The following is a 22556-nucleotide window of genomic DNA, read 5'->3' as shown; positions in this document are numbered from 1 at the left end:
TCGGGTTGACTCAATCCCCGATCCAATAGCTTCCCTCGGGTGTAGCGTATTATGAGAGGACAAATAGCTATTTGTCTCTACGGAGATAGTTTTTTGGGGCGACTCTACCGTACCGTAAAATTATCCCAATAAAAATTATTTCTATTGAGATGAATCCCCATTTTGCTCTCCGACCGAACCAAGCAAGTCGGGATATCGCATCAGCCAATGAATTTTATTTCAGCCATATTTCGTTACGATCAGAGAGTGAAGCGGCATTGAATCCATCAATAGTCCCCCAGTCCAAAGGAGATTGATATGAATCGCAACTTGCGTGTGGGTAGCCTCTTCGGGATTCCGTTTTATGTGAATCCTTCCTGGTTCTTAATTTTGGCTCTCGTCACCTGGAGCAATGGCGGTTGGTTAGCCTATCAATTTCCTCAACTAGGGGTCTTTGTTTGGTTTTGGGGGCTGATAACCGCTCTATTATTGTTTGCATCAGTTTTAGCCCACGAACTGGGGCATAGTTTTGTTGCCCTGAGCCAGGGCATTGAAGTCAAGTCGATCACACTATTTATTTTCGGCGGACTTGCCAGTTTAGGAGAAGAATCCAAAACTCCAGGCGATGCGTTCAAGGTGGCGATCGCCGGTCCCCTGGTCAGCTTTGTTATCTGTGGCATTCTAACCGCAGTTAGTCTTTACACAAATGTCAGTGGTCCCACTGCGGCAATTGTTGGGCTACTGGCGTCTATCAATTTTTTCCTGGGAGCCTTTAATCTCATCCCTGGGTTACCCCTCGATGGCGGCAACGTTCTCAAAGCCCTCGTCTGGAAAATTACTGGAAAACCGTATAAAGGCTTAGCATTTGCCAGTCGTGTCGGGCAGTTTTTTGGTTGGGTTGGCATTCTCTTAGGAGGTGCCTCCATTTTGGAAATCAGCAAGATTGGTAGTCCGTGGACGCTGTTAATCGGGTTGTTTTTGCTACAAAACGCTGGAATGTCTGCTCAAACTGCCACTGTCCAAGAAAAATTAAGTGGCTTAACGGCAGCAGATGCCGTCATTCCCAATAGCCCCATGATTTCGGCTGAAAGTTCTTTGCGCGACTTGGCGAACAATTACATCATTGGCAATGAAACCAAATGGCGCAAATTCCTGGTAGTTGATGAAGCCGGTCATCTGGTCGGCGAAATTAATGTAGACGATCTCAAATCTGTGCCAACCAACGACTGGTGGGATGTGCAAGTCAAAACATTAACCAAACCGCTGGATCAAATTACAACAGTCCCGGCAACTCAGCCATTGCTAGAAGTTGTAACCCTGATAGAAGATCAGAAATTACCAGCCGTGGCGGTCGTTCGAGACGACGATGTTCTCGTAGGATTATTAGAAAAAGCATCAGTTATTCAATTGCTGCAACAAAAGGCAGACGCAAAAATTGAAGCTGCTTAGGATCGTGGATTTAATAAAACCCGATTCTTTTTGAGAGAGCGGCGGCTCCGCCACCGCTCTCTCAAAAAGAATTGCAAGTTAATTAATCTGTGATCCTTAGTCAAAATGTTGGGCAACGGGTGACGTATTACCCACGACAGGGGTTTGGCAAATGCCAAACCCCTATTTTTTTACAGATAAAAAAGAATAGTCAGGGTAGCTTTGCTACCCTGACTATCATCCCAACACAACATTCAATTCAGAAAAAATTGCCAACCTACACAGCTTCTATCGATGACAACCGAGATAGATTTAGAAGCAGACCTCGTTTAGAGATCTTTTTCTCCTAGCTCGCGTGCCATATATTCAAAGGGTTGAGTTAGAAAAGCAACGTCTTCAATACCCGCTGCCTCAACTTGCTCCTTGACAATCTCTTTCATGATCTGGATGCCGATCACCGTTGGTCCCGCAGGCACACCGAGGGAATTGTAGGTTTCCCGCAGCCCTTGCAGAACTCGTTCATCCAAAACATCAGTGCTGCCAGCCACTAACGCATAGGTTGCATACCGCAAAAAGTAATCCATATCACGTAGGCAAGCCGCATAGCGACGAGTCGTGTAAGCATTACCGGCTGGTCGGATGAGTTCAGGAATTTCCTCGAACAACTTCAAACCTGCTTGCTTAACAATGCCAGCCGCATTTGAATTAATCAATGCTGCTGCTTGAACCCGCTTTTCACCCGTCTCGAAATAGGACTTGAGTCTGTCCATTGCATCTCGATCCAGATATCGCCCAGTAATATCGTAGTTTTCAATCAGGTTTGTTACCGCGTCCCGCATGAAACCAATCTCCCAACAATTTTTATTCTTAACTTAAGGATGGTTTGATATCAGTTCAAGTAATTTCCAACTTCAGACTCGAACCTATTTCAAACCAAATACCTTCAACCAAATGCCTACAGTCCAGAAGTTATATCTGAACGATCAGGCAGACCATCCGGAAGACTGTAAACACCCTTCCAAAAATCAACCCTGCGTCCAGAAGGTCACTTCTGCTTAAGATTTGCCTTGCCGTGGCTTGGTAGGATTCGGCTTAACGGTTCGATATCCAGAGATAAGTTTATCATGCCAGGTTTAGCTCAAATTGCATGAAATTCAGTATGGCTGGCGACTTTGCCCGTTAAGTTTTATATACCTAACAAAACGGTCGCTAAAACCCAGATCTTCAGATCAGTTTTATACCGTACGGCACAAAATGTAGTTTACGATACAAAATCTACCTAGACCTATTTCTAGGATGATGCAGGTGCAAAGATACCTGTTCTTTAGTTAGTGCCGCTCTATTCTTATTAGGGCTAGCTCTGAATGGGTACTACATCCAGTAAATTTTGATGGGTGGTGGGTTGCGCCCTGCGCACTCCACCCTGCCCTCAACGCCGTCGATTAAGAATGGATAGACCGATGGTGGACTATCAACTAGTGTCTGGGGAGGAATTAAACTTATTAAACTTTTTAAGTTGATCCAACGCGGTTACATTAGCCCCCTACAGCTCCAGTACAGACTGTTCGATGTCCCATCGATGTCTAAAATTCGGTGTTGCTCAGGGTCGAGATGAATGGTTAAGGAGCTTGAGTCTCCCCATCTCAATTCATCTTTCGATTCAGCAGCATTGCCAATTCTTGCCCCGAAGATCTACTGCCCATTTGACATCAGGTCTTTCCGCAACGTAGTAAACCCAATTAAAAATTTTGGAGCAAGTGGAGAGGATGATTCTCCCTCTTGGGAGCACAGTCTCCACCCCACCCATGTTGCACTAGTCGTTTTCTTAAACTTCAACATCTCTAACTCTTGAGATACCCAGAAACCAAGGAGTAGTTCATGGCACAGACCGCGCAAGAAGTCTTGAGTCTGATCAAAGACCAAGGCATTCAAATGATAGACCTGAAATTTATTGATATGCCGGGGATCTGGCAACACTTGACGCTTTACTACGATCAGATCGACGAAAGTAGCTTTACGGATGGTGTGCCCTTCGACGGCTCCAGTATTCGGGGTTGGAAAGCGATCAACGAATCTGACATGACAATGGTGCTCGATCCGACCACGGCTTGGATCGACCCCTTCATGGCAGAACCAACGCTGAGCCTGATTTGTAGCATCAAAGAGCCTCGCACCGGCGAATGGTACGATCGCTGCCCCCGTGTAATTGCTCAAAAGGCGATCGATTACCTGACTGCCAGTGGCATGGGCGACACGGCTTTTATTGGTCCTGAAGCAGAATTCTTTGTATTTGACGACGTTCGGTTTGATCAGAGCGAAAACAAGAGTTTCTATTATGTAGACTCTGTCGAAGGTCGCTGGAACTCTGGTAAAGAAGAACCCGGTGGCAACCTGGGATATAAGCCTCGCTACAAAGAGGGATATTTCCCCGTGGCTCCGACCGACACCATGCAAGACATGCGGACGGAGATGCTGCTGACGATGGCAAAGTGCGGCGTCCCCATTGAAAAACACCACCATGAAGTGGCAACAGGGGGTCAGTGCGAGTTGGGCTTCCGCTTTGCACCGTTGGTTCAAGCGGCTGACTACTTGATGACCTATAAGTATTGCATCAAGAACGTTGCCAAGAAGTATGGCAAAACGGTGACGTTTATGCCCAAGCCCCTGTTTAACGACAACGGGTCTGGGATGCACACTCACCAGTCCATTTGGAAGGGGGGTCAACCCCTGTTTGCGGGTGATCAGTATGCAGGTTTAAGCCAAATGGCACTGCATTATATCGGTGGCATTCTCAAGCACGCGCCTGCTCTGCTGGCACTCACTAACCCCACCACCAACTCCTATAAGCGGTTGGTTCCTGGGTTTGAAGCGCCTGTAAACCTGGCATATTCTCAAGGAAACCGTTCGGCTTCAGTGCGGATTCCGCTATCTGGTACCAACCCGAAAGCGAAGCGCTTGGAGTTCCGTTGCCCTGATGCGACGTCCAATCCTTATCTGGCATTTGCAGCCATGTTGTGTGCTGGTATCGATGGAATTAAGAACCAGATCGATCCCGGTGATCCCCTGGATGTCGATATCTACGATCTCAGCCCTGAAGAGTTGGCTAAGGTTCCGTCCACACCAGGCTCTTTGCTAGATGCATTGAAGTGCTTAGAAGCAGACCACGACTTCTTAACCGTCGGGGGTGTGTTTACCGAAGATTTCATTACCAACTGGATTGAGTACAAACTGGATAACGAGGTGAACCCGATGCGTCTGCGTCCTCACCCCTATGAGTTTGCCCTGTACTACGATTGCTAGGGCTCGTGGATTACATAAACCTGACGGTTTATGTTTGAAAGCGTGGCTGCGCTGCGCTTCCAAACACAAATGCCTGAGCTTTATTTAATACCAATTTAATTAGCGATCGCACCAGATACTGTAGGGGCGCATTGCAATGCGCCCTTACACTAGATCGATATGCCGTGGAGTCTGTTTAAATCGGTATAATTTGTGAACTCAAGTAGTGCGATTTTAAGAAGTGCGATCGCTAAGCATTGCACCTACTAAGGATCGTAGATTCCGCAAAACCGAAAATTTATTTTCAGGAGGGGTGTCCAGATGGACACCCCTCTTTTTTTTAGGCTGGTTTTATAGAGCTTCGTGCCCAGATAGATTATGGGTGTTGTGTGCAAGCGCCCGCCCTTCGGGCGGGCGCTTGCACACCTGATTTGGGATCGCTATATAAGGCTGAAATTCTTTGAACTTTATGCAGATTTTGTCAGCCTGTGCTGCAAACTGTTAAGTTTAGAGTTCACGATTCACTATTTCAGGTTAATTTGAGATATTTTTGAAGACGTGACCATAAAGCTACACTATGAATGCCTTAAGTAATAGTTATCGCTAGAAAGCTGGTTCTGCCCCGTCCCAAATTGATTGCATTTAAACCAAATATCTAGCATTACCCAACATTCTCTTACCGCTAATACGAAATCTCGGCTAGAACTAGCTGTAGCCTTTGATGGGAGTTTCCGGATATGCCATTTTATCTCTGTTCCTCGCCAAGAGAACGGGATCGCGGTAATCGATTTAATCTGAATCCTTTGGCATCGAAATAGTTCAGATCTTTAGATTTTCTCAATGATTGCAAGGCGATCGCACGCCCACTAATTCATCTTTTAAGGTATGTGTTTGATCCCCAACCCTGCACACCTTAATGCTCCCTATTTTGGAAATTACATTCATGGAATCGTTCCAACCCTCCCAGATCACTCGTCAAGGTTCAACCGATATCAAGGGATCAAAAGCTGGCGTTGATCCCCACCATTTAAACACTTATTCAACCCAATCTCATCGACGTGATCCCCAGGAGATTGCAACCGGGGTTTACGTCACCATTCACGGTCATTTTTATCAACCTCCTAGAGAAAATCCTTATCTGGATGCGATCGAGCGACAACCCAGTGCTTCGCCATTTCACGATTGGAATGAACGAATTCATCATGAATGCTATCGTCCCAATGCTTTCTCTCGGATTCTGAATGAGCGGGGCGACGTCGTTCAGATTGTCAATAACTTCGAGTACATGAGCTTTAACATCGGACCAACCTTGATGAATTGGTTGGAACGCTATGACATCGAAGTGTATCAACGGATTTTGGAAGCCGATCGGATTAGTTGCGATCGCCTCAATGGACACGGCAACGCGATCGCCCAGGTCTACAACCACATCATCATGCCTCTGGCAACAGAATGCGATAAATATACTCAAATCCGCTGGGGCAAAGAAGATTTTCGCTCTCGGTTTGGGCGTGATCCCGAAGGCATGTGGTTGGCTGAAACGGCGGTAGACACTGCCACGCTGAAGGCATTGATCGCAGAAGGGATTAAATTTATTATCCTGGCACCCTCTCAAGCCCAGCGCTGTCGGCTATTGCCCACACCAGAGCAATCTCAGGCGCAATGGTTAGAAGTAGGAGGCAGCCAGATTGATCCCACCCTGCCTTACCGCTGTTATTTACCGGGTGGCGATCGCAATCGCGAGTTCATTGATATTTTCTTCTACGACGGTCCCATCTCCCGCGACATGGGCTTTAACGATGTTTTGGGTAGCTCCCAGCATTTGACGGGGCGGATCGGGCAAGCCGTTCGTGGGGATCATCGACAATCTCAACTGATTTCAGTCGCCACAGATGGGGAAACCTTCGGACATCATAAGGGTGGTGCTGAAAAAGCATTAGCCTATGCCTTTGTTGGAGAATTTCCAAAACAGGGTTGGCAGGTGACCAATTTTGCCCATTACCTCAGCATCAACCCGCCCGCCTGGGAAGTCGAACTGAAACCCGTTACGGCTTGGAGTTGTGCCCATGGGGTGGATCGCTGGCAAGAGGATTGCGGCTGTGGGGGCGGTGGGCTATGGCACCAAAAATGGCGCAGACCGTTGCGCGATACATTAGATTGGTTGCGCGATCGCCTGCTTGAGGTCTACGAAGATACTGGCAAAAAGATTTTTCAAGATCCCTGGAAGGCACGGGATGAATATATTCATGTCGTCCGCGATCGCAGTTTACCCAGCGTCAAGCGCTTTTTAGCCCGGCATCAAACCCACAAACTCAATGCCAGTGAGCGAGTGGATGCGTTGCGATTGCTAGAAATGCAACGGCATAGGCTGCTGATGTATACCAGTTGCGGCTGGTTTTTTGAAGAGGTGTCCCGTCCTGAAGGCACGCAAATTTTGCGCTACGCAGCCCGCGCGATCGAACTTGCCGGAGATGTGGCAGGGGTTCGCCTGGAAAAAGAATTTGTTAAGCGATTGGCGACGATCCCCAGCAATGTAGATACGTTCCAAAATGGAGCCGAGGTCTACCGCCAACTCGTGACCCCCGCTCAAATCAGCCTGGAACAGGTCGCTGCCCATTACGCCATTAGCTCGCTGTTTACAACTTACGCTCCGGAACAACGAGTCTATTGCTACACGGCTCACCAGATGGGCTATCAGATGCAGCGCATTGGACCGCTCACGCTCGCGGTAGGGCAGATTCAGCTGACTTCAGAAATTACCTGGGAAAGTAAAAACCTGATTTTTGCCGTCCTGCATCTGGGGGGGTGGGACTTCCACTGCTGTATCAAGCCGTTTGAAGGCAGACGAAGCTACAGCCAGATGAAAGACACTCTATTTGCAGCATTGAAACAAGCGAGTGCCGCTCAAATCATTCTGCAAATGGGGCGGAGTTTTGGGGATCAGTCTTATAGCTTACAAAATTTGTTTGCTGAAGAACGGCATCGGATTATGCGGCTACTCAGTCAGGAAAATCTGACGCGTTTGGATCAGCTCTATACCCAGGTGTATCGAGATAACTACGGCATTTTGATGGCATTCCATCGGGATGAATTGGATGTGCCTCAAGAGTTACAGGTTGCTGCCGAAATTGCCATTGGGCATCGGGCGATTACGTCGTTGCAAGCCTTAGAACGGGAAACGGGTGACTTGTCTATGAATAATCTTCAGCTTTGCCATAGTCATCTGGCAGAGCTGGAGGCGATCGCCACAGAAGCCAGCCATTTGCGGTGCCGTTTGCGGATTCCCCAAGTCAAAACGATTTTGGAACGGTTGATCCTGCGATCGCTGTGGCACCTGTTCTACGACTTCGACCCTGAAACTGCCCGTTCGCAAATGCAATGGCTCGAACGACTCATTCACCTGGGGCAGGATCTCCATCTTGGTCTTTGCCTGGATCGCGCTCAGGAGCTGTATCTCAAAGGTTTAAATACGCAGGTTTTGGCTCAGCTCAAAGCTCAACAGTCACCCGGTGAGACAGTTGCCATGACCGAGGGCACACTCCCTAACTCATCGGCGCAATGGGGATCAGACCATATTCTTCAACTTTTAGAACTGGGGAATAAACTGGCGATCGCCTTGAATCCAGTTGAATTTACCAACCTCCTCTCCTAGCTGCAAGGACATCACTTAATTCAGCCATAAAAAATGGAGTGAGTGCCGCTTGAAGCGCGGCACTCACTCCATTTTTTATAGATCAAACCAAGCACACCGCTTCGAGCATAGTTTCGACCCATCGCCATACGGGTTCCGAGCAGATGGGCAACATCTTTTTCAGAAATCTTCTAAATCACGGGTTAAGAAATTTCCAAAAAGCGATGAGAGGGGTTGATGGTTCCTGACCATTGGACAGGAACCATCAACTGAGTTAAAGACGACAGCGGCTGGCTTCTTCTTGTGCCTTGGCTTGTAACCAGGCTGGAATGCCTAAACTTGCGTTTTCATATAAGCGCTCAAACTCTCGGCGGAAATGAGCTGCCACCGTTGGATTGTCGATGACTACTAGATTTTCATCATTCTCATGGTTGGCTGCGGCTGACCAATTCTGGGAACCTGTTACGACCGTCCGTTGATCCACCACCGCAAACTTATGATGCAAAATATCACCTTCTGGTAATTGCGGCGTACCTACTGAAGCGATCGCCATCGACCAGGGGTGATTGCCTTCCTCATAGTGACACTGGCGATTGGGTAGAGCAATGCCCAGCAGATCAAGACCTTCGCTGTAATCACGATAAACAAACTGGGGATCAATCAAGGTTCGCACCTGCACCCCTTGCTGATGACGGGTTTCCAGAACATTTCCTAAAAATTGTTCTGAGAATACAAACAAAGCCATATCAATGGATTGAGCCGCTCTGCTTAAGGCATTGCCAATCAATCCATTCACACTTTGTTGCCAGGGAAGCGAGGTAGAGGTCGGGGAAAATTGCACGGTCACCGTTGATCCCGGCGAAATAGCGACGACTTTGGTCGCACGGTAAGGTTTTTGCAAGCCAAATAAACTATCCTGCCGTCCCCCCGGCCCATCCCCCCACATCAAATTAAATTCTTCAGAATAGATCTGCGCCAGAGACGCACTGGTAATTTTCAACAGGTGGTTAGCATTGCCCAAGCTTTCTGGCGAGAGAAAATCGCCATGCACCTCACTAATGGAATAATTCACGGAGCCGGTGAGAACCGTCGTGCCATCCACCACCACGAACTTATGGTGCATGAGACCACTGCCTTTGGAGCCATCTTCAGTATCATCAATCAACGGCACCTGAGCCTGCTGCAAGATCAGGACTGAGTCAACTTTTGCGGCTTCAGCAGGGTCAGCCCGTCCATCGTGATTTTGATCAGCAAGTTGAACAAATTCTAAATATTTATTGCGATCGCGTTCTTCAGATGCGATCGCTTCCTGAGGATTAATGCTGCTCCAGGGGCGACTGTAATCATGTTCTAAAATCACCCGTACCCGCACCCCTGCCTGATGGCGTTCTGCTAACGCATCGGCAATTTTGGGCAAATGCAATTCATGGATAGCAATATCAACGGACGATTGAGCAGAGTGAATCGTATCGACAATCACTTGTTCTAAATCATCGCCCAGACGTTTTTGATGACGATAGGGTTCTGTATAAACGGACGCTTGCGAGTGATTGAAATAAACCTGAATAAAGGGATCTTGGGGCAGGGGTTGAAGGGTTGGGGTTAATGCTTCAGTCCGCTTCCACAGACTGATCCCCAAGACAATCAGCAAACCCAGAAAAAATAATAGCCCCAGACGAATCCGGTTGGAAGAAAGTAGACGCACAGGAGTAAAGCGAGGTAAACGTTGCTGCTTTAGTAGTGCCCGATGCCATCGATTGGATAACACCAGTACAGGCGATCGCCCTGTTTTTTATGGAGCAACCGTCGAGACGGCTAAATCAGGGATTGTGTGAGAACCCGCGCTCTGCGCGGGTTCTCACACAACCTTTCGCTTAATCGATCCCTCGACTACCATAGCCCCAGGCGATCGATTCAACCCATGACGATGCTAGGGCTCAGCGGTCAAGTTCCTCAGCCACTCGTTTGAGGCGTTGCAATTGGGTTTTCATATCTCGCTGGGTCCAACTTGCCGCGAAAGTATTGAAGCCAAACTTGACCAGTGGATTGGGGATCTCAAATTCAAAACGGTTAAGCAATCGTGTCCCCTGACCGTCTGGTTGACAGTCCCAGCGATCGCGTCCCTTAAAAAATCCCTGAAATTCCCATACCACCAGTCCCGGTCGTCGCTCAACCACCACGCTATTGAGTGTCGGCTGCACAAATGGGATGAGAATGACAAATCGGCTTTTATCGCCTATTTCGGTGCCCCACTCGCCCACGGGCTGACAGCGCAATGCCGGATTGAGCCAACGATGCATTAAATCCAAATCTGTGAAACAACGGTCTACCGTTGCAACATCGGCATTGATATGAATCGACTGTTCAAAGACTTGAGGGTTTGCATCGTTCACAAGGGTTCCTGCTCTTGACACCTGAGGGAATGGTTGACGTCATACCATTGAGAATTGCGACAGACCTTTATCGTCGTCGTTCTTGCAATTTTCGATACACATCTCGGACATCAACATGGTGATGTGCCAGGGCAACAAGGGTGTGGTACAACAGGTCAGCGGCTTCGCCAGCGATCGCATCTTTGTCATCGTCTTTGCAAGCCATGACCACTTCAGCGGCTTCTTCGCCAATTTTCTTAAGAATTTTGTTATCGCCGCCCGCCATCAATTTGCAGGTATAAGAGTCAGGGTTAGGATGATCGCGGCGATCGCAAATGACCTGAAACACTTGAGATAACGTATCCGCAGGGGGTGGGGTGATACTGCCTTCGATTTGATGAAAACAGCTGCGTTCTCCGGTGTGGCAGGCGATATCCCCAACCTGTTCGATGCCGATCAGCAGAGCATCGCTGTCACAGTCATACCGAATCGATTTAACTATTTGCAAATGCCCGGAGGTTGCGCCCTTATGCCATAGCTGCGATCGCGATCGGCTCCAATACCAGGCCTGACCTGTTTCTAATGTTTTTTGTAACGATTCCCGATTCATCCATGCCATCATCAGCACGGTGCCATCGAGATAATCTTGGGCGATCGCAGGCACCAGACCCTGTTCGTTATAGCAGATCTGGTCGAGCGGGATGGCAGAACTCGAAAATATTGGCTCACTCACTGTCATGCGATGCGGATCTCGAAATGCGGTACTCTCCATTATCCCAAGACGCGGGTCAAATCGTCCGATCTTGTGAAGCCTAGATTGACTACCCAATGCCATGATCTAGTTGTGACTAAAACCATGCCTTCGAAAGTACTTGCTGGTCTATCGCTACTTTTACTCGCTGTGCTCTGGGGCTACAACTGGGTCGTGATGAAAGTAGCAGTGCGCCATGCACCTCCCTTTGATTTTGCAGCCATGCGAGCATTTTATGGTGCGTTGAGCTTGTTCGTCGTCATGATTGCCCTGCGAAAACCGCTCAAACCCAAAGCGATCGCCGGAACTTTTCTCTATGGCGTGTTACACAGTGGCGGTGCTATGGGGTTTGCCACCTGGGCATTGGTCAGCGGTGGTGCCGGAAAGACAGCAATTCTGATCTATACCATGGCGTTTTGGAGCTTATTATTTGCCTGGATTTTTCTCAAAGAGAAATTAAAGCTGTGGCAATGGATCAGTGTGGGGTTAGCCCTGGTCGGTTTAGGTTTGATTTTGTTGCCGTTTGACCTATCCAGCGGTCTGATGAGTAAGGGACTGGCACTATTAGGTGGCGTCAGCTGGGCACTCAGTTCTGTGGTTGCCAAAAAGGTCAATCAATCCGATCCGCCCGATCTGCTGTCATTCGGTGCATGGCAAATGTTCTTTGGTAGTTTGCCGTTGCTTGCCGTCAGCTTTTTGCTGCCCTCTGCCCCTGTTCACTGGACTCCGGCATTTTTCTGGGCATTGTTTTATAACGTCATTCCGGCTGGGGCGATCGCCTGGTTACTCTGGCTCTATGCGCTCAATCACCTTTCTGCCGGAGCCGCCGGAGTTGGCTCTTTGGCAACCCCAATCGTGGGAGTGCTAGCAGCATCGTTGCAGCTCGGTGAAATTCCATCGCTTACCGAATCGTTGGGTATGGGCCTGGTTTTGCTGGGGTTACTATTCAATGCATGGCAGTCGATGAGAAATCCCCCTAACTAGACGCGCTCTAAGCCTAAACCAGTTCTGATAACTCTAACCACCGCTCTGTCGAGCGATCAATCACTTCATTTAATTCTGCTAATCGCTCGGTCAATTTTTGTATTTCTATAAAATCAGAAGGTGGATTGCTGTACAACGTTGTTTCAATCGTTGATTTCTCTGTTTCCATTTCAGGAATTTGGATTTCCAGGCTTTCTAGTTCTCGTTTTTCTTTAAAAGATAACTTGCGGGGTTTGGAATTGTTCTGAGATTTTGACTGTTGAGTTGCTTGATCAGATGCGATATCAGTGGCTGAACCTTGCCCGTTCGTTCCTTTATTTCCCTGTTTACTGGCTGTGCGATGGGTTTGCTCAAGCGCGGCTTCATCACTTTGGGCTTTTTGTTTGAAGTCCAAATACACCGAGTAGTTACCGGGATAAAGCTGTAACTGCCCGTCTGATTCAAACGCGTAAATAAAATCGACTGTACGATCTAGAAAATAGCGATCGTGAGAAACAACAATCACACACCCATTGAAGTCTTCCAAATACTCTTCTAAAACTGCCAGGGTTTGAACATCCAGATCGTTGGTCGGTTCGTCCAAAATCAACACATTTGGCGCACTCATCAACACCCGCAATAGGAATAATCGACGTTTTTCACCGCCCGAAAGTTGAGCAACAGGCAAGTACTGTTGATTTCCCGGAAATAAGAATCTTTCTAGCATCTGAGACGCACTAATCTGCGTTCCATCTGCGGTTTTGACATACTCTCCTTCTTCTTTAATGTAGTCAATCACCCGCTGGTTTTGATTGAATGCCTCAAACAGATCTTCCGAATGCTGATCAAAATAGCCAATGTGAATGGTAGAACCAATTTCAACAGTGCCAGCATCCGGTTGGACTCGTCCGGTAATAATGTCGAGCAGAGTAGATTTTCCCGCTCCATTGCTACCAATAATGCCAATGCGGTCTTCAGGATTGAAATTGTACGTAAAGTCTTTGATCAGAATGCGTTCGTCATAGGCTTTGGAGATATTTTTTAGATCGATGATTTTTTTACCAATGCGTCGCCCAGGTGTAGAAATCTCAACCGTTCCTTTTGCCTGTTTAAACTCTTGCCCCCGCATATCCTGAATCCGTTGGATACGAGCTTTTTGTTTAGTGCTACGGGCTTTGGGACCCCGTTTCAGCCATTCCAACTCGCGCCGCAAAACGCCAGCATGTTTTCGTTGGGTGCTGGCAGCAGATTCTTCCATCTCTGCTTTTTTCTCTAAGTAATAGGAATAATTACCGGCGTAGGTGTAAAGGTCGCCCCGGTCAATCTCCAGAATTTGATTGGTTACCCGATCTAAAAAGTAGCGATCGTGTGTAACTAAGAGGAGTGCCCCCCGATAACGACTGAGATAGTTTTGCAACCATTCCACCGATAGGGCATCTAGATGGTTGGTCGGTTCATCCATTAACAACACATCAGGTTCTGAAATCAGGGCAGTAGCCAGGGCAATTCGTTTACGATATCCCCCTGATAAATCACCAATTTTGGCTTCAAAATCATCGATCCCCAGTTTGGTCAGAATGATTTTTGCATTGGTTTCTAGTTCCCATGCTCCCGCTGCATCGATGGCGTGAGTCAAACTAGAAAGACGAGACAAAAGGCGATCGCGATCGCCTTTTGGACTGTGCCCCAGTTTATGCGAAATTTCTTCGTACTGCCGCACCAGAGCCATTTGCTCATTCGCATCTGAAAACACCTGCTCTAAAACAGTTTTATGCTCATCGAGGGCTGGCTGTTGCGGCAAATAGATAATTTTTGCCCCGGCATTAAATAACAACTGCCCCCTATCGATGGGTTCTAATCCAGCAATAATTTTGAGCAAGGTAGACTTACCCGAGCCATTCGTGCCAATTAAGCCCACCTTGTCGGCACTGTTCAGGCTGAAATTTGCGTCTCTCAGGATCTCTTTGATCCCAAAATCTTTTTTAACGGATTGGAGGGTAAAAATACTCATTGCTTGCTCAAAAGTACCACTGCCTAGTCTAATACCAATCTCTCACGGCGTGTGCTGGCAAGCAGAGTGCCAGACAAACGTTCGGATGCAAGTTGGCATTAAACACCGTGAAACCCAACATCACCAATGGTTTTAGTAAGTAACACTAACGCTACCCTATTACGGCAGGGTAAGGGTTTCAAGAGTTCTTTCAGCCAACCAGGCATCGGGGATCACGCTGAAGCACTAGTGTAATGAGTAATTGCACTTGAGTAATTGCACTCAAAATCACTTCAATTTAGCCCTTGATCCCCTAAACGTTAGAAAAAATGGATTAAAAAGCGATCCCGTTCATTCTTCAATTCAGCTCGCTCAGCAGATATTTCTATTGATAAAAATCTCTGGAAAGATCGATCCATAAGATGTTTCTAACCATAAGAACTAAATTCCTCATCTATTTAACCGGAATTCTCCAGTTATTGGGGAATTAAGTGAATTAGAATATTGAAAGTGAAAGTCTCGGATTCTACTGAGGAGGATGATTCATCCGAAGCCCACCAAGGTAGAAATACAGTGGAGCTAGATGGTTATAGAGTTTAATCTCAAACTAATCAGGTAGTTTCACATTTGAGACTAAATGGTCTTGTTAGTAGAGATTACTCTTCAGCCAACATTCCTCATCACGGCTCGATCGTCCAGAAGAAAAGAACACAGCTTAGCGATACGCAACCGGAGAACTGGTATTGCTAAGAGTCCCAGGAGAAATTTCATGAGAGATTTTGTTTTAGATGCTCCCGATCAAGATCGCTACACCTACTTCTTCGCCTTTTATGGCAAAGATTACCAGCACAGAACCGGGTTACTGCATGTTCAACACGACTTTACAATTTCCGCTCGCGACTTACACATTTTAATTAGACAACGAATTAATAATGTATTGAGTGAAGAAACCTCAGCCTGTTTTCATATCATTGCTTTAGCCTCACCCGAACCTATCCCCTGTGGAGCTTCTAACTAGTCCAACATTTGATTAAACCTGTAGGCGCATGTTCAGTTTTTGGGTAGCTTTTCTAAGCTTGCCCCTATTTAACAGCTAGATACGAGTTATCTAGGGTTGTCTATTGACGCAGAAATCGATTACCGCTTCAAATCGTGATTTCGCCGCGTTTATCTTCTTCGATAGGCTGATCTCATCTTTTATATTGGATATATAGCGATCCTATTTGATTCGTGAAAATGATCCGTTGCGAAAGCACCTGAATCAATTACAGGTTTTGTGCGAGAGCCGCGCAGAGCGCGGCTCTCGCACAAAACTTTGTACTTCACACAATTAAGAATTGGATAGAATAACGCTGAATAAAACTGTATTCACCAGCACTTAATCTTCGATATGGCGGCTATATCCAGCGAAGTTGAGATTGCTACAGATATTATTAATGGCATCGATATAGGCTTCTCCCAGGGCACGGATGACGTTCGCATTCGCAGCACTGGCTTCAAAAATACGGCGATCGCATTCCACACTAATCATCACTTCAACCCTGGTTTCGGGTCCCCCAATAGTACGAGGGATCGTAAAGTGAATGAGATTTCGCCTGGGCAATAATACGTACTGATCAATACATTGATCGATCGCCCGGTAGAGCGCATCACAGGGTGTAGAACCAGATGCCATCGATTGAATTTGTTGACCTGCGGCACTATTAATTCTCACCGTTGCTTGTATGTCATCATCATCATCGATATCGACTTGTAACTTATCAAGGTAGAAGCTTTGCAACGGTTGATGACACTGTCGTTCGGCATGTTCCCGCTGATCTAAATGCAGCAAAAAAGCTGGAACGGAGAACACCCCAATACAATACGTCCCAGACTTATCTTCATCTACGATCTGGGTAGCAAAATCAATATAAAAATACCCCTCATGCTCAGACTGGTGACGCTGCTTATCGGTGAGGGCAAACTGCTGCGGTTCCCACGTAACGATCGCATCTATGCAACTATCCACCGCACAAGCCAGCCGAATCGCATCATAAAAATTAAGCCGATAACTGCCAGAGTCTTCTAAAATCCACTCGTTTACCGGACAAACTTTTACCTGCTTGCGCATCTCTACACAGGCTTCTTGACACAGCCAATCTCCACCCAGATTGTAGATATCTTGTAAGATAAACGCCAAATCAAAATCGAGCGCTGAAATGTACCAATCTACAGGTTTGCAAGATAGCCGCCTCAATAAATCCGTGTAATATCTCCAGGATGCTTCATGTCTTGACAACCCATTCTGAAAAACATTGGCGGTGAGTAAAGCAGTGGTTAACTTGCCGTGGGACATGATGCAAACCCTTAGCCAGGTAGAAGCTACTAATCGTCGCGCTTAAATCGAGCAGTTGCTTGACCCGAGGTTCCAGGCTCTCTCTCCCCGGTGTCAGCATTTGCGTCAACATTATCAAACCCGCTATGGGCAGCGAACTTTTCCATCAGCCGTTCTAAGCGATCGATCCGTTCTTGAGTGTCGTGGTTCGTGATGGGAGTGCCATTGGCAGTGATCAGGGCATAGAGAGGCGTGGGAGCAACGGGATAAGAAGGCGCGGTCTTAGCGGCTCGTTGGGCTTGCCGAAGTTGCTGGATTTCTGCTTCTAAACTAGCCAGACGACTGCTCATCAGGGTTTCTGGTTTTTGCTCATCAACCTGCAAACCTTGACGCAGAAATCTACAGACCAGCTCTGTGACTGAGATCCCATCTATATCTGCTCTGACTCTCAGGTCTTCCATCAGATCTTCAGGCAGTCGGAAACTGACTAGCTTTTTGTGACTCATGATACTCCTAAAGTCTTACAAAAGACATACGCACGCCCGGAAATAAACACACATTACATACGTATATTCCTCGATTGTATCTACCGGGGTGTAAGGGAGTCAATCTCATTTCTTAAGCTTTTCTAAATCAACATAATTTCTTGAAAGCCTTGTTAAACATATGTCTTAGGATTTTGAATCTTTACTCATTGAGAGGGATACTGCAAAATCTGTTGGAAGTCAAATCTATTTGGATGTATTTACAAAAAATTTAATTAGTAATACGATTGACATACGTTTTTTAGGAGAGGATGCCCAAGGAAATTAACTGAGTTTAGTTACTTATCGTCACGGTCCTCGCTCATTGGAGTTGAGGGTTGCTATTTAACTGGTGCAGGAGTGAGTCAATCGTGTTGTTTGTCTAGGAGACTCCTAATGAAAAGCCCCACCATCCTGAAAAGTTCATTTCCTCCAATGTCCGACCATGTCTGTCATTATCATCCCCATCCTTTAAGGGACAACGTTGAATATTGTCGAGTTTGTAAGAGTATTCGAGTCATTAAAGACAAAAAGAAAGAAGATGCCTTTCGGTTATTGTTAGGTGTTGTTGCGGTCGGGTTAATTGCATTAACCGTATCGATTGCCGTACAAGTCAGAGGAAAGGAAGGAATTTTGCCTATCCGAAACTTTCTGGACGTTGTAACTCGTAGTCAATAGCAGTGAATGGTTACTCTATCGAAATGACTCCATCGAACTCCATCGAAACTGCTCTATCGAAACTACTCCCAAAACAGCATCCAATACAGCGATCGCCTTTACCGATGCCCTGTCTCATTTAGGAATGGGAATTAAATCACGTCGATGATTTGTTGCAGGGGCGAACGGTCGTTCGCCCCTGCAAACGATTCAATAGGCGATCGCTCTATCTTTTCGATGATGCCAGCTTCAGCTAAAGCATCATAGGATGTAAGCGGAATCGTTTTTTGCAGCCCTCGTATATGTCATCCAAAGACTCTTCTATCTCACGCTCCTCATGGGACTTTGGCAGATTTATCAAGACGCTGTCTTATTTCGGTGCGATGCCGTTGTTCAGTCGTTTCGATTGGTTTCAGCATATGTTTGGCAGTCGTCTTGACCCAACGGTTGACAGTACAACGCTGTCACCCCATCAAGGGATCATTCTTGTGGTGGGTGATCTGAGTCCTCTGACTCAGGGTGTAATTGAGACGTTGTTAGATCAGGGACATCAGGTGCGATCGCTGGTTAATGACGTTTCCACGGCCCAACTCAAATTGGGCGATCGCGCAGACCAGGTTGAATGGTTCGACTGGCAACACACAGCCACAGACCAAGCAATGGCTCATCTCCTGACCCATGTCCTCTGTATTATGGGTTTGGATTTAGAAGAGCACCAAGAGATAGAGGGTCTGAACGAGCCAAGATTTAAACCCTTATTGCAGAGAATTCGTCAAAACCTGAAGACGTCAACCCCAGCGATATTTGACTTTACTCAACCCGACCCAAATCTCAAAGAAATCTGGGGTGCCGTGGATGATGTGGTCATGGGTGGGGTAAGTGAAAGTAGCATTCGCCTCGACCAGGGTATGGCTTTCTTTTCGGGAACTGTATCGACGGCAAACTCAGGTGGCTTCGCTTCAATTCGCACCCGCAACTTTTCTCCAGCCATCGATCTATCAAACTATGACGGCATTGAATTGCGATTGAACGGTGATGGCAATCGCTATAAGTTTTTACTGCGTTGCGAAGATCGATGGGATGGCATCGCCTATAGCTACTCTTTTGACACAGTGCCAGAAACCTGGCTCACTGTTCAGATTCCTTTTGCTGAAATGATCCCTGTCTTCAGGGCTAAATCTGTACCGGATGCCGGGGCGATCGCCACAAATCGACTGACAGCTTTTCAGTTAATGCTGAGCAAATTTGAATATGATGGCAAATTAAATCCTCGATTTACACCCGGATTTTTTCAATTATCGATCGCATCGATCGGTGCCTATGGCAAGACGAAGACGCCGCCACTGATTTTAGTAACCCCGTCTGCTATCGATCCTGCGATCGCCCACCAATGGGGTGTACCCGATCACGTTTTGTCGTTGAGTGATTTCTCTTCGCTATCCCCTAAGCAAATTGGTGAAGCGATCGCTTGCCATTGTCGCAAGGCGATCGACCCCTCTAGCTAATCTAGAATTTGCCAAACCCAACTCGATCGCGGCTCAATAATAGGATATTCAGTCTCGACTTGTGGGGGATGCGGGCTTCGCCCGCATCCCCCATAACCATGACAAGTCTATGACGAAATCAGCCGTTACTGCTTTGGGCGTGAATTTGCCCAACAGAACCGCATTACGTCTATGAGACAACCAATCAATGTAATAAAAAAGTTTATCAATTCAGTAATTCTACTTAAAGTTTGCAGACATATTTAGTTGTAAAAAATCGGGGCAAGGTCAAGCTCAATAATCCCTACCATCTGATGTTGATTGTGCAATCGCTTTGGGAATTATATGTATAGCGGATGACCATTTGTAGCGTTAATGATAGGTGGCTCACTCCCGTCAAAACCATTTAGTACGAATTAAGGAATAGGGTTGTGATGCTAAGCCCTGACGCTAAGTTATTTTGCGGATTAGATAGTATGCCCAATTCAGAGCACGAACAACAGCGTTTAAAAACTCTTGCTGAAATGGGTTTACTGGACTCTGATAGTGTCCCTATTTTTGAAGAAGCGACTCAAACCGCAGCTCGCTTTGTAGATGCGGCTATTTGTATTTTGGGGTTTATCGATCACGATCGCCAATGGTTTAAATCAGCCGTAGGTCTATCAAGAATTGGGCTGATGAATGATCTGGCGATATCCCGTCAGTTACCTCGCCATGAGTCATTTTGTACGCATGTTGTCGAGAGTCAAAAAGTTTTAATCATCAATGACACCACGACCCATCCTACTTTTTCAGATGGTCTTTTGGTTCGTCATTATGGGATTCGAGCATATTTGGGTGTGCCATTGTTGACCTCTAATGGCTTTTGCGTAGGCACGTTGGCAGTGATGGAGCTGTCACCCCGCACTTTCACCAGTCAAGAGGTGGCATCGTTAGAATTGATTGCTCGTTGGAGCATGAGCGAATATGAACGCAATCTCTTACTCAAAGCTCAGCATACCGGGCGATCGCCAGATATAGACCTATCCCTCACGGCTTCTCACGCAGGACTATCTCCCAGCAAAGCAACCAGTACGCCTTCGATCAAATCGGATTTGATCGTTCAAATGACCCAAGAACTTCGTACTCCGCTCACGTCCATTTTGGGAATGGCAAGCGTGTTAACCCGAGAAATCTATGGACCGCTGACAGACAAACAAAAAGAATATATGAACATCGTCCACAATAGTGGGCAATATCTATTGTCTTTGGTAAATGAGATTTTAGAGCTAGGCAATCTAAACGATACCAATAGGGAGTTGAATCTCAGCCCTGTTAATATTGAAATGTTGTGTCAGCAAGCATTTGCTACTTTAGAACAAGCCGCGACGCGACGCGAACAAAAACTGCAACTTTCGATTGAACCTGGACCTCGCATTTGGCTGCTGGATAAAGATAAAGTACGCCAAATGCTCTATCACCTGGTTTTTAGTGTGATTCAGTCATCCAGTGCAGATAGCGTTATTCGGGTACACATTTCTCGCAAACCAAGCTATCTCAATCTCACGATTTGGATGTCTCATCCGTGGCTCGGTGATGGACTGCCTCAAGCAGAATTACGTTCGCATCAGTTGTTGGTGCCGTCTAGTTCGACTGGAATAGACAATGATGCTGTGAAAGGCGATCGCAAAAATAGCATTACTGTGAGCGAATCTGTAGGACATTCACCCAACCCAAGAAATAGCGTCCTGACCGATTCATTAGTGGATATAGAGCCATCAGAATCGGTCACAACGCGCCAAAGTTTGGGGTTAGTTCTCAGTCGTCAACTTGCAGAAATGCACAATGGCAATATTGCCATCCAGGGTTCAGCCGAATCCGGCTATCGCTATGTCATTAGCCTTCCCCAAATTTCTGAGATTTCAGATACCACTCAAGCGAATTAGCGGCAGATAACGATAACGCTTCGCGCCTGGAAAAACTACGGGTATTGTGAGAGAGCCGCGCTTTGCGCGGCTCTCTCACAATACCTGATACGCTATTGAGAATCCTTGTAATTGGTATTGCCTGTGCTGATTGAATTGCATCAGGCTATCCCTGCCTCATCTAAGGATGGATAGTTCCATCGGGCATAATAGTCTGGGTCAAAACAGCATTTCTAAGTTCAACATCAAACAGGTTCGCACCCGTCAAATCTGCCCGACTTAAATTAGCACCAATCAGGCTAGCCCGACTCAAATCGGCATTGACCAAACACGTATCACTCAAGTCTGCCTGGTTTAAGTTGGAGTAACTCAAATCACTCTCTTCTAGATTGGTTTTAGACAAATTCGTTCGACTTAAATCGGCACGGTTGATTTTAGCTTTACTTAAATTTGATTGGCTCAGGTTGCTCCCGGATAAGCTAATTCCCATTAAATTCACTCCGCTCAAATCAACCTTATTCAGGTTCGGCGCAAGTACTGCTAAATTACCGTTTCTGAGAACGACTTGAGTAAACGTTCTTTTACCTGCTGCATATTGTTTAAGAAGTTCAGCAGCACGATATTTTGCTGGAGGATTAGAAATTTGTGATTGAGGATTAGTCATATTCTAGGGTTTGCAATGAATGACTAATCAACTATTCAGCTCAGAAAAAATAAAACCGGAATACTGAACGTAAAATTTGATACTCAAATAGACACATTCAAACAACGATACTGAAGACTACCCTTAAAGATTTGATTAAGTAGAAGATCCCAATCCAACAGCAACTCTAGAATCTTGTGTTGCCCATTTAGCAAACAGTACAGGATTCTAAAGGAGTTTCTAATGATATGGGAGTGCGGAATTACAGATGAAAAATAGATGAACAAAACAAGAGTTTGATGCCAAAAAATGGATGCAACTGCCAATGCCATCACTCAAGGTCTACACATGCCAACTGCATCCTTTGAAGTCTAACTGATATAGCCTGATGCACCGAAAAGTGTTGCAGGGTAGTGCTTTCGGATCAATTACCATTCTACGTCTGAGCACATATGCAACATGAAACAAGCGATACCTCGTATCGAGGTATCGCTTAAATCCGAGTCAACTCTATGTAAATTAGTGCCATATGCAGATGAAGCAAGCATAAATGCTACTTGAAAGCACTAAGCCCTACCATGCTTGCAATATCAGCAATACCATTATTTCCAGGGCGTGTTTTACAGCGCTTCGCGCT

At 46.5% G+C, this 22556-nt stretch carries 16 protein-coding genes; 8 read left to right on the top strand and 8 right to left on the bottom strand.

All coding sequences use genetic code 11. The annotated features are described in order from the left end of the window. The first annotated feature begins 297 nt into the window (after positions 1-297). Positions 298-1428: a site-2 protease family protein gene (locus ACR6Z4_RS24915; RefSeq protein ID WP_479720043.1), complete on the top strand. Its 1131-nt coding sequence runs from the start codon at positions 298-300 to the stop codon at positions 1426-1428. Positions 1429-1736: 308 nt separating this feature from the next. Here the strand turns inward: ACR6Z4_RS24915 and apcB are convergent, their stop codons facing one another. Next, positions 1737-2246: an allophycocyanin subunit beta gene (gene apcB, locus ACR6Z4_RS24910; RefSeq protein WP_479720042.1), complete on the bottom strand. Its 510-nt coding sequence runs from the start codon at positions 2244-2246 to the stop codon at positions 1737-1739. Between the two features lie 1039 nt (positions 2247-3285). On the opposite strand from apcB, the gene glnA reads away from it, so the two are divergent. Together glnA and ACR6Z4_RS24900 are read left to right on the top strand one after the other, a co-directional pair. Beyond that, complete coding sequence (glnA, locus tag ACR6Z4_RS24905) at positions 3286-4707, top strand: type I glutamate--ammonia ligase (RefSeq protein ID WP_479720041.1); 1422 nt, start codon at positions 3286-3288, stop codon at positions 4705-4707. Between the two features lie 922 nt (positions 4708-5629). Then, positions 5630-8338: a DUF3536 domain-containing protein gene (locus ACR6Z4_RS24900; protein WP_479720040.1), complete on the top strand. Its 2709-nt coding sequence runs from the start codon at positions 5630-5632 to the stop codon at positions 8336-8338. A 253-nt stretch (positions 8339-8591) separates the two neighbouring features. On the opposite strand, the gene ACR6Z4_RS24895 is transcribed toward ACR6Z4_RS24900, so the two are convergent. The 3 genes from ACR6Z4_RS24895 to hisIE all read right to left on the bottom strand — a co-directional run bounded on the left by ACR6Z4_RS24895 (position 8592) and on the right by hisIE (position 11428). Then, entirely contained in the window at positions 8592-10022 is a 1431-nt protein-coding gene (locus ACR6Z4_RS24895; protein WP_479720039.1) for a phospholipase D-like domain-containing protein, read from the bottom strand. 232 nt (positions 10023-10254) lie between these two features. Beyond that, the gene (locus ACR6Z4_RS24890; protein WP_479720038.1) at positions 10255-10710 is read right to left on the bottom strand and encodes an SRPBCC family protein; all 456 of its coding nucleotides are present in this window, start codon (positions 10708-10710) and stop codon (positions 10255-10257) included. Between the two features lie 67 nt (positions 10711-10777). Beyond that, entirely contained in the window at positions 10778-11428 is a 651-nt protein-coding gene (gene hisIE, locus ACR6Z4_RS24885) for a bifunctional phosphoribosyl-AMP cyclohydrolase/phosphoribosyl-ATP diphosphatase HisIE (RefSeq protein WP_479720037.1), read from the bottom strand. 117 nt (positions 11429-11545) lie between these two features. Here hisIE and ACR6Z4_RS24880 point away from each other — a divergent pair, with 117 nt between their 5' ends. Next, positions 11546-12424: a DMT family transporter gene (locus tag ACR6Z4_RS24880; RefSeq protein ID WP_479720036.1), complete on the top strand. Its 879-nt coding sequence runs from the start codon at positions 11546-11548 to the stop codon at positions 12422-12424. Between the two features lie 13 nt (positions 12425-12437). On the opposite strand, the gene ACR6Z4_RS24875 is transcribed toward ACR6Z4_RS24880, so the two are convergent. After that, positions 12438-14414, bottom strand: coding sequence for an ABC-F family ATP-binding cassette domain-containing protein (locus ACR6Z4_RS24875; protein WP_479720035.1), 1977 nt, complete (start codon positions 14412-14414; stop codon positions 12438-12440). 748 nt (positions 14415-15162) lie between these two features. Between ACR6Z4_RS24875 and ACR6Z4_RS24870 the strand changes: the two genes are divergently transcribed. After that, positions 15163-15411: a hypothetical protein gene (locus tag ACR6Z4_RS24870; RefSeq protein ID WP_479720034.1), complete on the top strand. Its 249-nt coding sequence runs from the start codon at positions 15163-15165 to the stop codon at positions 15409-15411. Positions 15412-15771: 360 nt separating this feature from the next. Here the strand turns inward: ACR6Z4_RS24870 and ACR6Z4_RS24865 are convergent, their stop codons facing one another. Beyond that, a complete protein-coding gene (locus ACR6Z4_RS24865; protein ID WP_479720033.1) occupies positions 15772-16728 on the bottom strand; it encodes an alpha-isopropylmalate synthase regulatory domain-containing protein in 957 nt (318 codons plus the stop codon). A gap of 29 nt (positions 16729-16757) precedes the next feature. After that, positions 16758-17213 carry a hypothetical protein gene (locus ACR6Z4_RS24860; RefSeq protein WP_479720032.1) on the bottom strand — a complete coding sequence of 152 codons (456 nt, stop codon included), beginning with the start codon at positions 17211-17213 and terminating at the stop codon, positions 16758-16760. A gap of 414 nt (positions 17214-17627) precedes the next feature. Between ACR6Z4_RS24860 and ACR6Z4_RS24855 the strand changes: the two genes are divergently transcribed. The 3 genes from ACR6Z4_RS24855 (at position 17628) to ACR6Z4_RS24845 (ending at position 21297) form a co-directional block, all read left to right on the top strand. After that, positions 17628-17909 (top strand): hypothetical protein, encoded by a 282-nt coding sequence (locus tag ACR6Z4_RS24855; protein WP_479720031.1) that lies wholly within the window; start codon positions 17628-17630, stop codon positions 17907-17909. A 281-nt stretch (positions 17910-18190) separates the two neighbouring features. Continuing rightward, positions 18191-19393: a CIA30 family protein gene (locus tag ACR6Z4_RS24850; RefSeq protein WP_479720030.1), complete on the top strand. Its 1203-nt coding sequence runs from the start codon at positions 18191-18193 to the stop codon at positions 19391-19393. Positions 19394-19848: 455 nt separating this feature from the next. Further along, entirely contained in the window at positions 19849-21297 is a 1449-nt protein-coding gene (locus ACR6Z4_RS24845; RefSeq protein WP_479720029.1) for a GAF domain-containing sensor histidine kinase, read from the top strand. Between the two features lie 160 nt (positions 21298-21457). On the opposite strand, the gene ACR6Z4_RS24840 is transcribed toward ACR6Z4_RS24845, so the two are convergent. Continuing rightward, positions 21458-21940: a pentapeptide repeat-containing protein gene (locus tag ACR6Z4_RS24840; RefSeq protein WP_479720028.1), complete on the bottom strand. Its 483-nt coding sequence runs from the start codon at positions 21938-21940 to the stop codon at positions 21458-21460. Positions 21941-22556: the final 616 nt, after the last annotated feature.

The sequence above is a fragment of the Calyptranema fuscum S582 genome, assembly GCF_055793305.1.
Note: the sequence above shows the minus strand (reverse complement) of the source record. Positions and strands in the feature narration are given on the sequence as shown.

Coding starts and splice junctions, on each gene's coding strand:
- ACR6Z4_RS24865 (WP_479720033.1), bottom strand. CDS start 16,728: ATGTCCCACGGCAAGTTAACCACTGCTTTACTCACCGCCAATGTTTTT.
- glnA (WP_479720041.1), top strand. CDS start 3,286: ATGGCACAGACCGCGCAAGAAGTCTTGAGTCTGATCAAAGACCAAGGC.
- ACR6Z4_RS24875 (WP_479720035.1), bottom strand. CDS start 14,414: ATGAGTATTTTTACCCTCCAATCCGTTAAAAAAGATTTTGGGATCAAA.
- ACR6Z4_RS24870 (WP_479720034.1), top strand. CDS start 15,163: ATGAGAGATTTTGTTTTAGATGCTCCCGATCAAGATCGCTACACCTAC.
- hisIE (WP_479720037.1), bottom strand. CDS start 11,428: ATGACAGTGAGTGAGCCAATATTTTCGAGTTCTGCCATCCCGCTCGAC.
- ACR6Z4_RS24840 (WP_479720028.1), bottom strand. CDS start 21,940: ATGACTAATCCTCAATCACAAATTTCTAATCCTCCAGCAAAATATCGT.
- ACR6Z4_RS24915 (WP_479720043.1), top strand. CDS start 298: ATGAATCGCAACTTGCGTGTGGGTAGCCTCTTCGGGATTCCGTTTTAT.
- ACR6Z4_RS24850 (WP_479720030.1), top strand. CDS start 18,191: ATGTCATCCAAAGACTCTTCTATCTCACGCTCCTCATGGGACTTTGGC.
- apcB (WP_479720042.1), bottom strand. CDS start 2,246: ATGCGGGACGCGGTAACAAACCTGATTGAAAACTACGATATTACTGGG.
- ACR6Z4_RS24845 (WP_479720029.1), top strand. CDS start 19,849: ATGCCCAATTCAGAGCACGAACAACAGCGTTTAAAAACTCTTGCTGAA.
- ACR6Z4_RS24880 (WP_479720036.1), top strand. CDS start 11,546: ATGCCTTCGAAAGTACTTGCTGGTCTATCGCTACTTTTACTCGCTGTG.
- ACR6Z4_RS24900 (WP_479720040.1), top strand. CDS start 5,630: ATGGAATCGTTCCAACCCTCCCAGATCACTCGTCAAGGTTCAACCGAT.
- ACR6Z4_RS24860 (WP_479720032.1), bottom strand. CDS start 17,213: ATGAGTCACAAAAAGCTAGTCAGTTTCCGACTGCCTGAAGATCTGATG.
- ACR6Z4_RS24855 (WP_479720031.1), top strand. CDS start 17,628: ATGAAAAGCCCCACCATCCTGAAAAGTTCATTTCCTCCAATGTCCGAC.